The sequence below is a fragment of the Micromonospora sp. L5 genome (assembly GCF_000177655.2).
Taxonomy (GTDB): domain Bacteria; phylum Actinomycetota; class Actinomycetes; order Mycobacteriales; family Micromonosporaceae; genus Micromonospora; species Micromonospora aurantiaca.
Genome location: NC_014815.1, coordinates 790092 through 802339, shown reverse-complemented (window position 1 = coordinate 802339; position 12248 = coordinate 790092). Strand labels below are relative to the sequence as shown.

The window sequence follows — 12248 nt, the reverse complement described above, 5'->3', positions numbered from 1 at the left end:
GGATCACAGCCAGCCGCGGCGTTTGAACAGCAGGTAGAGCGCGCCGCAGACGGCGAGCATCAGGGTGACCGCGAACAGGTAGCCGTACCGCCAGTCCAGCTCCGGCATGTGGGTGAAGTTCATCCCGTAGACGGTGCCGATCAGGGTGGGTGCGAACAGGATGGCCGCCCACGCGGAGACCCGTTTGATCTCCTCGTTCTGCTCGAAGCTGGCAGCGGTCAGGCTGCGCATCTCCTCGTTCTGCGCCTGCGACACCAGTGTGGCGTTGACTGTGAGGATGTTCTGGAGCAGGTGCCGGAACCCGTCCACCCGCTCCACCACCTGGGTCAGGTGGTCGGCCACGTCGCGCAGCCGGCGGCGTAGTTCCTCGTCCGTGCCGTACCTGTCGAAGCCGTGCGTGAGCGCGTCGACCACCTTCAGCAGCGGCCGGGCGGCCCGCTGGAACTGGATCACCTCGCGGCTCAGCTCGTAGATGCGGCGGCTGGCGTTCGGGTCGCCGCCGAACACCTCGGTCTCGATCTCGTCGATGTCGTTCTCCAGCCCGGCCACCACCGGCGCGTAGCCGTCCACCACCCGGTCGAGCACGGCGTAGAGCACCGCCTCCGGGCCGAGCGCGAGCACCTCGGGTTCGGCCTCCAGCCGCCGCCGTACCCCGGCCAGGTCCGGCGTGCCGCCGTGCCGCACGGTGATCACGAAACCGGGACCGAGGAACAGGTGCAGCTCGGCGAACTCGACCGCCTCCCGGGCGTCCAGGTAGCGGGCGGCGCGCAGCACCACGAACAGGGTGTCGCCGTAGCGTTCCAGCTTGGGGCGCTGGTGGGCGTTGATCGCGTCCTCGACGGCCAGGTCGGGGAGGTGGAACTCGGCGGCGAGCGAGGCGACCTCCTCCCGGCCCGGGCGGCGCAGCCCGATCCAGGCCATCGCGTCGTCGAGGTGTTGCAGGCAGCGGAACGTGTCGGCGAGGGTGACCGGCGACGCCCGGCGTACGCCGCCGACGTAGACGCCGCTGTCGACCAGCCCGTCGGGTCGCTCCGGCTCGGCCGCGCCCGCGTCGATGGCGTGCTCGTCCAGGCGGCGGCCGAACCCCTCCGAGGACCGGTTGTCCGCCATGCCCCTCCCCCGCTGCTCGGCCGGGTCGCCGAGTCCCCCGCCCGCGCTCGCGCAAACGTCAGGGGCGGTAGCGGTAGCCCATGCCCGGTTCGGTGATCAGGTGGCGGGGCCGGGCCGGGTCGTCCTCCAGCTTGCGGCGCAACTGGGCCATGTACTGCCGCAGGTAGTTCGTCTCGTGGTGGTACTCCGGCCCCCACACGTCGTGCAGCAACTGGCGCTGGCTGACCAGCTTGCCCGGGTTGCGCAGCAGCTTCTCCAGCATGGCCCACTGGGTGGGGGTGAGCTTGACCTCGACGCCGTCGTCCCGGGTGACGGTCCGGTCGGCCAGGTCGACGGTGTTGCGGCCGATCCGCAGCGCGGGCACGGCGGGCGTGGCCGGGGCGAGCCGCCGGGTCACCGCGCGGATGCGGGCCAGCAGCTCGTCCACCCCGAACGGCTTGGTCACGTAGTCGTCGGCGCCCGCGTCGAGCGCGGCCACCTTGTCCTCGCTGCCGGCCCGTCCGGACAGCACGATGATCGGCACGGCGGTCCAGCCGCGCAGGCCCCGGATGACGTCGGTGCCGTCCAGGTCGGGCAGGCCGAGGTCGAGCACCACCAGGTCCGGCGGGTGCCCGGCGGCGGCCTTGAGCGCGGCGGCGCCGCTGTCCGCCACCTCGACGTCGTAGCCCCGGGCGCGCAGGTTGATCCGCAGCGCGCGCAGGATCTGCGGCTCGTCGTCGACGACCAGGATCCGGGTCATTCCTGCGGCTCCTCCGGCTGGGTGGCGGCCGGCAGCCGCAGCACCATGGTGAGACCGCCACCGGGCGTGGTCTCCGGGGTGATGCTGCCACCCATCGCCTCGGCGAGTCCCCGGGACAGCGCCAGCCCCAGGCCCACCCCGGTCTGGTTGTCCCGGTCGCCGAGGCGCTGGAACGGCAGGAAGACGTGCTCCCACTGGTCCTCCGGGATGCCCGGGCCGGTGTCGATCACCCGCAGCTCGACCTGTCCGGCGTGCGCGCTGCCGGTGATCGCCGGCGGCCGGCCGGGCGGGCTGTGCCGCAGTGCGTTCGCCACGATGTTGACCAGCACCCGCTCCAGCAGGCCCGGGTCGGCGAGCGCCGCCGGCAGGTCGGCCGGGATGTCGGTGGTCACCTCGGCCGCCGCCGGGCCCAGCTCGTCAAGCGCCAGGGGTACGGCGTCCTCCAGCCCGATCGCTGTGGCGCTCACGCCCAGCGCGCCGGCCTGCAACCGGCTCATGTCGAGCAGGTTCGCCACCAGCCGGCCCAGCCGGTCCAGCGACTCGTCGGCGGTGGCGAGCAGTTCCTCCCGGTCGTCCGCGTCGAACTCGACGTCGTGGCTGCGCAGGCTGCTCACCGCCGCCTTGGCCGACGCCAGCGGCGTACGCAGATCGTGGCTGACCGCCGCGAGCAGCGCGGTCCGCATCCGGTCGGCGGCGGCGAGCGGGCGGGCGGTGGCGGCCTCCTCGGCCAGCCGTTCCTGGCGCAGCGCGACGGCGGCCTGCGCGGCGAACGCCTCGACCACCCGCCGGTCGGCCGCCTCCAGCCGCCGGCCGGCGAGCACCACGCTGAGCCGGTCGTCGACCGGCACCACCGTCTCGCCCGCGCCCGGGCTGCCGGGCGGCCGCTCGCCGACGCTCGCCACCACCCGCCAGGCGTCCGCCCCCCGGGCGCGCGCCGGGCGTCCGCCGGCCTCGTCGGTCAGCTCCAGCACGCTCACCGCGCGCAGCCCGAACGTCTCCCGCAGCCGGTCCAGCAGCGCGGGCAGCGGCCGCTCGCCGCGCAGCACGCTGCCCGCCACGGTGGCCAGGGTCTGCGCGTCGGCGGAGGCCCGGGCCGCCTCCCGGGTACGCCGGGCCGCCACGTCGACCACCCAGCTCACCGCGATGGCGACGCCGACGAACACGCCCAGGGCGAGCAGGTTGTCCGCCTCGGCGATGGTGAGCGTCCGGTACGGCGGGGTGAAGAACCAGTTGAGCAGCAGCGAACCGCCGAGCGCGGCGACCAGCGCGGGCCACAGCCCGCCGACCAGCGCCACGCCCACCACACCGGCGAGGAACAGCAGGATGTCGTTCGTCAGGGTGAGGTCGGGCAGCGTCCGCAGCACGAGCGTGAGCAGCGGCATGCCGAGCACCGCGAGCGCGTACCCGATCAGTCGCCGGCGTCGGGACAGCGCGGCGGGCACCGACGTGCCCCGGCGCCCGCGCCCCGCCTCCGGGTGGGTGACCAGGTGCACGTCGATCGGGCCGGACAGCGCGGTGGTGGTCACCCCGACGCCCCGGGAAAACACCTGCGCGAACCGGCCCCGGCGGCTCGCGCCGAGCACGAGCTGGGTGGCGTTGACGCCCCGGGCGAAGTCCAGCAGCGACGCCGGGATGTCGGTGCCGAGCACCTGGTGGTACGTGCCGCCGAGGCTCTCCACCAGCACTCGCTGCCGAGCGAGCTGGGCCGGGTCGGCGCCGGCGAGCCCGTCGCTGCGGGCCACGTGCACGGCGAGCAGGTCGGCGCCCTTGCTGCGGGCGGCGATCCGGGCCGCCCGGCGGATCAGCGTATCGCCCTCGGGGCCGCCGGTCAGCGCGACCACCACCCGTTCCCGCGCCTCCCAGGTGTCGGAGATGCCCTGCTGGGCGCGGTACGCGTCGAGCTGCTCGTCGACCTTGTCGGCCAGCCAGAGCAGCGCCAGTTCGCGCAGCGCGGTGAGGTTGCCGACCCGAAAGTAGTTGCCGAGCGCGGCGTCGATCTTGTCGGGCCGGTAGATGTTGCCGTGCGCCATCCGGCGGCGCAGCGCCTCCGGCGTCATGTCCACCAGCTCGACCTGCTCGGCGGCCCGGACCACCTGGTCCGGCACGGTCTCCCGCTGGGTGGTGCCGGTGATCTGCGCGACCACGTCGTTCAGCGACTCCAGGTGCTGCACGTTGACAGTGGAGAGCACGCTGATCCCGGCGTCGAGCAGCTCCTGCACGTCCTGCCAGCGCTTCTCGTGGCGGGAGCCGGGCACGTTCGTGTGCGCCAGTTCGTCCACCACGACGACCTCGGGCCGCCGGGCCAGCACCGCGTCCAGGTCCATCTCGGTGAACTCGACACCCCGGTACGTCATCGACCGGCGCGGCACCACCTCCAGGTCGCCGATCATCTCGGCGGTGTGCCGGCGGCCGTGCGTCTCGACCAGGCCGATCACCACGTCGGTGCCGCGCTCGGCCCGGCGCTGGGCCTCTTCGAGCACGGCGTACGTCTTCCCGACGCCCGGAGCGGCACCGAGATAGATCCGCAGTTCACCCCTGCCCACGCCCCCATCCTCCCCGAGTGCAAGGAAGGGCCCCCTGTTAACGCCTCGCGAGGTGAAGGGGGCCCTTCTTAACACTTCCGTCAGCGCGCCGGGAACGCCTCGTCCAGCGCCAGGTTGAGTTCCAGCACGTTCACACCGGGCTCGCCCATGAAGCCCAGCGCCCGGCCGGTGGTGTGCTCGGCGACCAGCCGCCGTACCGCCGCCGGGTCCGCGCCGCGCTCCCGCGCCACCCGGGCCACCTGGATCCGGGCGTACGCCGGGGAGATGTGCGGGTCGAGGCCGCTGCCGCTGGCGGTGACCGCGTCGGCCGGCACGGCCGGGCGGGCCGGGGCGTCCCCGCGTACCGGGGTGACGATGCCGCCCTCGGCCACGTAGTCGTGGCCGGGCTGGGCCGCCTCCACCGGCACGCCCTGCCAGGTGGCGACGAACGGCGTCGCGGGCGCGGCCTGGTTGACGCTCACCACGCGGGTGACCCGGCCGGTGAGGCCGTCGGCGCGGAACACGGCGAGCACCGCGCCCACCCCGTCCGGCGTGCAGTACGGGCGCCGCCCGTCCACGCCGTCGAGTTCCCCGACCGCCTTGCTGCGGGCGCAGACCTGGGTGAGCAGGCTCTGCGCGGAGGTCTCCTCATCGCCGGTGAGCGTGTCCACCACGCTCTCCGGGCCGAGGTTGCCCGCCGCGGTGGCGGTCGGGTCGTAGCCGTCCCCGGCGGCCGACGGGCGGGACTGGAAGTAGCGCGGGACCGGGTTGCCGTCCGCGTCGGTGAACGACTGGCCGATCAGCGAGCTGCCGACGGTCCGGCCGCCGACGGTGAGCAGTGAACCGTCCGCCCTGCCGTCGAGGCCTGGGAGCCGACCGACGGCGACCAGGGCGAGCGGGTAGACCAGGCCGAGCAGCACGGTGAAGACGAGCACCGCGCGCAGGGCGGCCAGGTGCTGGGAGAGCCAACTGGGAAGGCGCATCACGAGATCCCCGGGACGAACTGGACGAGCAGGTCGATGAGCTTGATGCCGACGAACGGCACCACGATGCCGCCGAGGCCGTAGAGCCACAGGTTGCGGCGCAGCAGCGTCGAGGCGCTGGCCGGGCGGTAGCGCACGCCGCGCAGGGCCAGCGGGATCAACGCCACGATGACCATCGCGTTGAAGACGACGGCGGAGAGGATCGCCGACTCTGGGCTGGCCAGGCGCATGATGTTGAGCCGGTCCAGCGACGGGTAGATGCCGGCGAACATGGCCGGGATGATCGCGAAGTACTTCGCGATGTCGTTGGCGATGCTGAACGTCGTCAGCGCACCCCGGGTGATCAGCAACTGCTTGCCGATCTCCACGATCTCGATCAGCTTGGTCGGGTCGGAGTCGAGGTCGACCATGTTGCCGGCCTCCTTCGCGGCCGACGTGCCGGTGTTCATGGCGACGCCGACGTCCGCCTGGGCCAGCGCGGGCGCGTCGTTGGTGCCGTCGCCGGTCATGGCGACGAGCCGGCCGCCCTCCTGCTCCTTCTTGATCAGCGCGAGCTTGTCCTCCGGCGTGGCCTCGGCGAGGAAGTCGTCCACGCCCGCCTCGTCGGCGATGGCCTTCGCGGTACGCGGGTTGTCACCGGTGATCATCACGGTGCGGATGCCCATCCGGCGCATCTCGTCGAAGCGCTCCCGCATCCCGGCCTTCACCACGTCCTTGAGGTGGATGACGCCGAGCGCCCGGGCCGGTTCCCCGGCCACGTGCTCGGCCACCACGAGCGGCGTGCCGCCGGTGCCGCTGATCCCGTCGACCAGTTCACCGACCTGTTCGGTCGGGTGGCCGCCGTTGTCGCGTACCCACTTCATCACCGCGGCGGCCGCGCCCTTGCGGACGTGCCGGACGCCCCCGTCGGCGTCGAGGTCGACGCCGCTCATCCGGGTCTGCGCGGTGAACGGCACGAACGTGGCGTGCGGGATGAGACCGGGCTCGCGCTCGCGCAGCCCGTACTCGTTCTTCGCGAGCACCACCACCGAGCGGCCCTCGGGGGTCTCGTCGGCCAGGCTGGACAGCTGCGCCGCGTCGGCGAGCGTGGCCGCGTCCACGCCGGTCACCGGCAGGAACTCGGCGGCCTGCCGGTTGCCGAGCGTGATCGTGCCGGTCTTGTCCAGCAGCAGCGTGTTGACGTCGCCCGCCGCCTCGACCGCCCGGCCGCTCATCGCCAGCACGTTGCGCTGCACGAGCCGGTCCATGCCGGCGATGCCGATCGCGGACAGCAGCGCGCCGATCGTGGTCGGGATGAGACAGACCAGCAGGGACACGAGGACGACGCCGGTGACGCCGGAGTCGGTGATCGCCGCGGTGTCGGGCGCGGCGGCCTGGTAACCCTTGGCGAAGATCGCCATGGGCTGGAGCGTGACGACGGCGAGCAGGAAGATGATCGTCAGCGCGGCCAGCAGGATGTTCAACGCGATCTCGTTCGGCGTCTTCTGCCGGTTGGCGCCCTCGACCAGCGCGATCATCCGCTCGATGAAGCTCTCGCCCGGCTTCTGGGTGATCCGGACGACGATCCGGTCGGAGAGGACCCGGGTGCCGCCGGTGACCGCGCTGCGGTCGCCGCCGGACTCCCGGATCACCGGGGCGGACTCGCCGGTGATCGCCGACTCGTCGACGCTGGCGATTCCCTCCACCACGTCGCCGTCACCGGGGATGACCTGCCCGGCCTCGACCAGGACGACGTCACCCTGCCGCAGTTGCGGGGCGGGCACCGCCTCGTCCCGGTACGCGTTCGCGGCGGCACCGGGCGTCCAGCCGACCAGGCGGGTGGCGATGGTGTCCTGCTTGGCCCGGCGCAGCGTGTCAGCCTGCGCCTTGCCGCGTCCCTCGGCGACCGCCTCGGCCAGGTTCGCGAAGATCACGGTCAGCCAGAGCCAGACGGTGATCGCGACCGCGAAGACCGACGGGTCGGCGACCGCGAGCACAGTGGTGAACAGCGCGCCGATCTCCACGATCAGCATCACCGGGTTGCGCCACAGGGTGCGCGGGTCGAGCTTGCGCAGCGCGTCCGGCAACGACCGGAGCAACTGGCGAGGGTCGAGCAGTCCGCCGCCGACCCGGTCCCGGCGGCCCGGCGTGCCCGGAGCCGGCGCGTCGGCAGTCTGCACAGGCGCGGTCATGTCCTTGTCTCTCATGGTTGTCACAGCCCTTCGGCCAGCGGGCCGAGCGCGAGTGCGGGAAGGAAGGTGAGCGCGACGAGGACGACTGTGACGCCGACGACCATGCCGACGAACAGCGGCCGGTGGGTCGGCAGGGTGCCCTCGGAGGCGGGTGTGGGTTGCTGGCGGGCCAGCGAGCCGGCCAGCGCGAGCACGAAGATGATCGGCAGGAACCGGCCGAGCAGCATGCAGAGCCCGAGCGCGGTGTTCCACCACTGTGTGTTCACGGTGATGCCGGCGAACGCGGAGCCGTTGTTGTTGCTGGCCGAGGTGAACGCGTAGAGCACTTCGGACAGTCCGTGCGGCCCGACGTTCAGCGCCGTCGAGGCGTTGCCGGTGGCGAACGCGGCGGCGGTGCCGGTGAGCACCAGGGCCGGGGTGATCAGGAAGTACATCGAGGCGAACTTGATCTCGCGCGAGCCGATCTTCTTGCCCAGGTACTCCGGGGTGCGCCCGACCATCAGCCCGGCCACGAACACCGTGATCACCGCGAGGATCAGCAGCCCGTACAGGCCGGCGCCGACCCCACCGGGAGCGACCTCGCCGAGCATCATGTTGCCCAGCGTCATCATGCCGCCCAGCGCGGTGTACGAGTCGTGGAACGAGTTGACGGCGCCGGTCGAGGTGAGCGTGGTGGCCGCCGCGAACGTGGCCGAGTTCGACACGTCGAAGCGCACCTCCTTGCCCTCCAGCGCCGCGCCGACCGCCTGCGGCACCGTGCCGTCGCCGGTCAGCTCGAAGACGTTCGTCAGCGTGATGCCGGCGAGCGCCAGGATCGCCATGACGGCGACGATCGCGTAGCCCTGCCGCTTCTGCCCCACCATCCGGCCGAAGACCCGGGGCAGGCTGAACGGGATCACCAGGATCAGGAAGATCTCCAGCCAGTTCGTCCACGCGGTCGGGTTCTCGAACGGGTGGGCGCTGTTGACGTTGTAGAAGCCGCCGCCGTTGGTGCCCAGCTCCTTGATGACCTCCTGGCTCGCCACCGGCCCGCCGGTGACGGTCTGGGTGCCGCCGGTCAGCGTGGTCACGTCGGTGCCGCCGGACAGGTTCTGCACCGCGCCGCCGAGCATCAGCGCGAGCGCGCCGAGCACCGCGATCGGCAGCAGGATCCGCAGCGTGACCCGGGTCAGGTCGACCCAGAAGTTGCCCAGCTCGCCGGTGCGGCTGCGGGCGAAGCCCCGGACCAGCGCCACCGCCACGGCGATGCCGACGGCGGCCGAGACGAAGTTCTGCACCGCCAGGCCGGCCATCTGCACCAGGTGGCCCATCGTCGACTCGCCCGAGTACCACTGCCAGTTCGTGTTGGTCACGAACGACACAGCGGTGTTCCAGGCGCCGTGCGGCACCACCGGGTCGAGTCCCAGCGAGAGCCACAGGTGGTTCTGCAGGCGCTGGAACGCGTACAGGAACAGCAGGGAGACGGCCGAGAAGGCCAGCACCGAGCGGGCGTACACGCCCCAGGTCTGCTCGGCGGCCGGATTGACCCCGACCAGGCGGTAGATCCCCCGCTCGACCCGGGACGACCGGGTTCCGGCGACCACGCGGTGCATGTAGTCGCCGAACGGCCGGTGCACGGCGACGAGCGCCACCACCAGGGACAGGACGAAGAGCACGCCGGCTGTCGTCATGCTCATCAGAAGCGCTCCGGGAACAGCAGGGCGGCGACCAGGAACACGCCCAGGCCGATCGCCAGCACCAGGCCGACGGCGTTGACGGCGTTCACAGCTTCTCCACGCCCCTCACCACGAGGGCGAGAGCCGCGAACAGCCCCACCGTCAGCAACACGAACAGCACGTCAGACACGGCTGATCTCTCCTAGCGGAAGATGTCCTCGCGACCGCCTCCCGGCCGCGCCGGGCAATCACAGCGCCGTATCCGCCGGACGGACAGGGGTCTTGACGCGACCATCACGCGCGGCCGCGGTTTCTTGACGCGCTTTTCACGCCGCCTCCGCGGCCGGTGATCCGGGTCACCGGACGGGCCTCGACGCCGATCGACCGGAGGTGCCGGTAGCCGGCGCCGAGCACCGCGGCGAACCCGATCGGCACGGCCCGGGACCAGGCGTCACCCGGGCCGGTCAGCTCGCCGTAGCGGTGCGCGAGGAACCCGACGAAGACCGCCGCACCCAGCGCGGCCACCGCCGCGACCGCGCGCAGGTCGGCCATCGCGAGCGGCGAGGCGCGGACCTCAGCGGGCGGCGGCGCGGGAGACGAGCGCCTCGGCCACCTCGCGCAGCTTGCGGTTGGAGTCCTGGGAGAGCTTGGCGAGCAGCGTGAACGCCTCCTCGGCGGAGCAGCGCCGCTGGCCCATGATGATGCCCTTGGCCTGCTCGATCACCGCCCGGCTGCGCATCGCCTCCTGCATCTGCCGGGCCAGCGTCGCGGTGCTCTCGTAGAGGTGCGCGTTGGCGAGCGCCACCGCCGCGTACGCCGCGAACTCCTCCGCCAGCTCGATCGACGACTTGTCGAACGCGCGCGGCGCGCCGCCGTGGATGTTCAGTGCCCCGGTGACCGCCTCCTGGATCGGCAACCCGATCGACAGCGAGCTCTGCACGCCCGCCGCCCGGGCCCGTGCGGCCCAGCCCGGCCAGCGCGGCTCGTCGGCCAGATCGGGCAGGCAGATGCTCACCGCGCTCATCGAGGCGTCCAGGCAGGGGCCGTCGTCGTGCGCGTACTGCCACTCGTCGAGGCTGCGGGCCAGGTCGCTGGTGTAGGCGATGGCCCGGTTCGCGCCCGCCTGCACCAGGGAGACGGACACGTGCGCGCTGCCCGGCACCGCCCGGTTCGCCAGTTCGGCGACACGTGCCAGGACGTCGTCGAGCGCCACCTCGTCGAGCCGGATCCGACTCAGCTCCGCGAGGGCGTCGGCGGGTTCCATGCTGGCGGATTCCATCCTCGTGTCCTGTCCTGGCGGGGTCATCGGCGTCTGTCGTTCCGCTGACGGTACCCGGCACGGGCGGGTCCGAACGCCTCCCACGCTGCGATGTCCACCCGGTCGACGTATCGTCGGGTACGGGTCAAGACATGTGCCCTCCCTGCTCGCGGCGTGCCTCGCCGCGGGCTTCCTCAATCGGTGAGGTCGGAGGTGACATGTCGGACGAACGGCCGGTCTTCGGCTGTCATGACGTCCCCACGGCGTCCGGGGCGTTCCGCCGGGACGAGCCGATCATGTGGCTGAGCTGCGACGCAGGCGTGGACATGACATGGATCTCGGTGGCCGGCGAGGTGGACCTCAGCAACGCACACCTGCTCACCGAACTCGTGGAGTCCGCCGTCGCCGCGCCCGCCCCGCTCGTGGTGATCGACCTCGCGGAGGTCAGCTTCTTCGGCGCGTACGGGACGAACGCGCTGGTGCTGGCGCAGCGGGTGCTCACCGGGCACGGCCGTCGGCTGGTCCTGCACCGGCCCTCCCCGGTGGTCCGGCGCGTCCTCGGCGTCACCGGCACGCTCACCGCGTTCGAGGTCGTCGATCGGCCCGCGTTGCCTGCCGCCGGCGACGGGTCGGCACGTCCCGTCGTACCCACCCGCTCCGGGTCGTAGAGTTGTCCCGGTAGTCGACGTCCCGTCGGGGGCGTCACGAACGAGCGTCAAGAAGCGGCGCAGGTCCCGATCCATGCCGGAATCGGGATGCTGGTCCGTCACCACGGGCCGATCCCCGTCACCAGCCGTCCCGGCCTACCGGGCCGACGGCGTCGCTTCGCACAAGGACGTCACAGCTCATGCCGCAGGCCCACCCCGACCTCGCCGCTGCCTTGATCAGACTCGGCCGGATCAAGTACGACGAAGTCGACCTCGACGTGGTGTTGTCGACCATCGCCCAGGTCGCCAAGGACACCCTGCCCGGTACCGCCGAGGTGTCGGTCACCCTGGTCCAGGGCACGGAGGCGCACACCGCCGCGTACACCGGCGAGCTGGCGCTGACGCTCGACGAGTGGCAGTACGCGCAGGGCCGCGGCCCGTGCCTGGACGCCGCCACCACCGGCACCGCCATGCTGGTGCCGGACATGGCGGCGGAGAGCCGCTGGCCGGAGTGGGCGGCCCGGGCGCACGCGGCGGGCGCGGCCAGTTCGCTGTCGATCGGCCTGCCCATCCAGGAGGCGATGGTCGGCGCGCTGAACATCTACGGCGCATCGCCCGGCGTCCTGGACCGCCAGGTCGAGCTGGCGCAGACGCTGGCCGGGTACGCCGCCATCGCGCTCGCCAACGTCCACCTCTACGAGAGCACGGCGACGCTGGCGCAGCAGATGCAGGAGGCGATGCAGAGCCGGGCCGTGATCGAGCAGGCGAAGGGCATCATCATGGGGCAGCGGCGCTGCTCGGCCGACGAGGCGTTCGCCATCCTGGCCCGGGTGTCCCAGGACTCCAACCGCAAGCTGCGTGAGGTCGCCGAGTCACTCGTCGATCGCGCGGTGCACGGGCCTCGTGACTGAGCGTGAGGTCAGCGCGGCATCTCGCGCCAGCCGGAACCGCTCGCGCGCCATGCCCCGGCCAGGATCGTCGCCGAGCCGCGGCTCGGGCACTGCTGGATCCGGGACCGGCCGCTCGCCCCGCCGATCTGCGCCTGGACCTGCCACTGGCTTCCGTCGGTACGGATGTAGACGTCGCGCCGTCCGCGAGGGTTGCTGACGCCGTTCCACCAGTGTTCCTCGACCACCATGCGGTGACCGTACCTCAGGAGACCC

Annotated in this window: 12 protein-coding genes; 2 read left to right on the top strand and 10 right to left on the bottom strand. The window is 72.4% G+C overall.

Annotation, left to right across the window (positions count from 1 at the left end; translation table 11 throughout):
* Nucleotides 1-3: 3 nt before the first annotated feature.
* From ML5_RS04015 to ML5_RS03975, 9 genes are all read right to left on the bottom strand, one after another.
* Complete coding sequence (locus ML5_RS04015) at nt 4-1110, bottom strand: magnesium and cobalt transport protein CorA (protein WP_013473799.1); 1107 nt, start codon at nt 1108-1110, stop codon at nt 4-6.
* A 58-nt stretch (nt 1111-1168) separates the two neighbouring features.
* Nucleotides 1169-1849, bottom strand: a complete 681-nt coding sequence (locus ML5_RS04010) for a response regulator (protein WP_013473798.1) — start codon at nt 1847-1849, stop codon at nt 1169-1171.
* Nucleotides 1846-4392, bottom strand: coding sequence for a DUF4118 domain-containing protein (locus ML5_RS04005; protein WP_013473797.1), 2547 nt, complete (start codon nt 4390-4392; stop codon nt 1846-1848). Before ML5_RS04005 ends, ML5_RS04010 begins: the two co-directional genes overlap by 4 nt.
* Before the next feature lie 80 nt (nt 4393-4472).
* Complete coding sequence (locus ML5_RS04000; protein WP_013473796.1) at nt 4473-5354, bottom strand: potassium-transporting ATPase subunit C; 882 nt, start codon at nt 5352-5354, stop codon at nt 4473-4475.
* Nucleotides 5354-7525: a potassium-transporting ATPase subunit KdpB gene (gene kdpB, locus ML5_RS03995; protein ID WP_013473795.1), complete on the bottom strand. Its 2172-nt coding sequence runs from the start codon at nt 7523-7525 to the stop codon at nt 5354-5356. Before kdpB ends, ML5_RS04000 begins: the two co-directional genes overlap by 1 nt.
* A 20-nt stretch (nt 7526-7545) precedes the next feature.
* Entirely contained in the window at nt 7546-9201 is a 1656-nt protein-coding gene (gene kdpA, locus ML5_RS03990; protein ID WP_013473794.1) for a potassium-transporting ATPase subunit KdpA, read from the bottom strand.
* Nucleotides 9201-9290 (bottom strand): K(+)-transporting ATPase subunit F, encoded by a 90-nt coding sequence (gene kdpF / locus ML5_RS03985; protein ID WP_036311210.1) that lies wholly within the window; start codon nt 9288-9290, stop codon nt 9201-9203. Before kdpF ends, kdpA begins: the two co-directional genes overlap by 1 nt.
* A 184-nt stretch (nt 9291-9474) precedes the next feature.
* Nucleotides 9475-9732, bottom strand: coding sequence for a hypothetical protein (locus ML5_RS03980; RefSeq protein WP_013283800.1), 258 nt, complete (start codon nt 9730-9732; stop codon nt 9475-9477).
* Between the two features lie 22 nt (nt 9733-9754).
* Complete coding sequence (locus ML5_RS03975; RefSeq protein WP_013283799.1) at nt 9755-10459, bottom strand: GAF and ANTAR domain-containing protein; 705 nt, start codon at nt 10457-10459, stop codon at nt 9755-9757.
* A gap of 197 nt (nt 10460-10656) precedes the next feature.
* Between ML5_RS03975 and ML5_RS03970 the strand changes: the two genes are divergently transcribed.
* Together ML5_RS03970 and ML5_RS03965 are read left to right on the top strand one after the other, a co-directional pair.
* The gene (locus ML5_RS03970; protein WP_013473793.1) at nt 10657-11106 is read left to right on the top strand and encodes an STAS domain-containing protein; all 450 of its coding nucleotides are present in this window, start codon (nt 10657-10659) and stop codon (nt 11104-11106) included.
* 179 nt (nt 11107-11285) lie between these two features.
* On the top strand, nt 11286-11996 hold the full coding sequence (locus tag ML5_RS03965) for a GAF and ANTAR domain-containing protein (protein ID WP_013283797.1): 711 nt from the start codon (nt 11286-11288) through the stop codon (nt 11994-11996).
* An 8-nt stretch (nt 11997-12004) separates the two neighbouring features.
* On the opposite strand, the gene ML5_RS03960 is transcribed toward ML5_RS03965, so the two are convergent.
* Nucleotides 12005-12223, bottom strand: coding sequence for a hypothetical protein (locus ML5_RS03960; RefSeq protein WP_013283796.1), 219 nt, complete (start codon nt 12221-12223; stop codon nt 12005-12007).
* Between the last annotated feature and the right edge of the window lie 25 nt (nt 12224-12248).

What these genes read in the sequence shown, in the direction of transcription:
- ML5_RS04015 (WP_013473799.1), bottom strand. Translation starts at nt 1,110, where the DNA reads ATGGCGGACAACCGGTCCTCGGAGGGGTTCGGCCGCCGCCTGGACGAG.
- ML5_RS04010 (WP_013473798.1), bottom strand. Translation starts at nt 1,849, where the DNA reads ATGACCCGGATCCTGGTCGTCGACGACGAGCCGCAGATCCTGCGCGCG.
- ML5_RS04000 (WP_013473796.1), bottom strand. Translation starts at nt 5,354, where the DNA reads ATGCGCCTTCCCAGTTGGCTCTCCCAGCACCTGGCCGCCCTGCGCGCG.
- kdpB (WP_013473795.1), bottom strand. Translation starts at nt 7,525, where the DNA reads ATGACCGCGCCTGTGCAGACTGCCGACGCGCCGGCTCCGGGCACGCCG.
- kdpA (WP_013473794.1), bottom strand. Translation starts at nt 9,201, where the DNA reads ATGAGCATGACGACAGCCGGCGTGCTCTTCGTCCTGTCCCTGGTGGTG.
- ML5_RS03980 (WP_013283800.1), bottom strand. Translation starts at nt 9,732, where the DNA reads ATGGCCGACCTGCGCGCGGTCGCGGCGGTGGCCGCGCTGGGTGCGGCG.
- ML5_RS03975 (WP_013283799.1), bottom strand. Translation starts at nt 10,459, where the DNA reads ATGGAATCCGCCAGCATGGAACCCGCCGACGCCCTCGCGGAGCTGAGT.
- ML5_RS03970 (WP_013473793.1), top strand. Translation starts at nt 10,657, where the DNA reads ATGTCGGACGAACGGCCGGTCTTCGGCTGTCATGACGTCCCCACGGCG.
- ML5_RS03965 (WP_013283797.1), top strand. Translation starts at nt 11,286, where the DNA reads ATGCCGCAGGCCCACCCCGACCTCGCCGCTGCCTTGATCAGACTCGGC.
- ML5_RS03960 (WP_013283796.1), bottom strand. Translation starts at nt 12,223, where the DNA reads ATGGTGGTCGAGGAACACTGGTGGAACGGCGTCAGCAACCCTCGCGGA.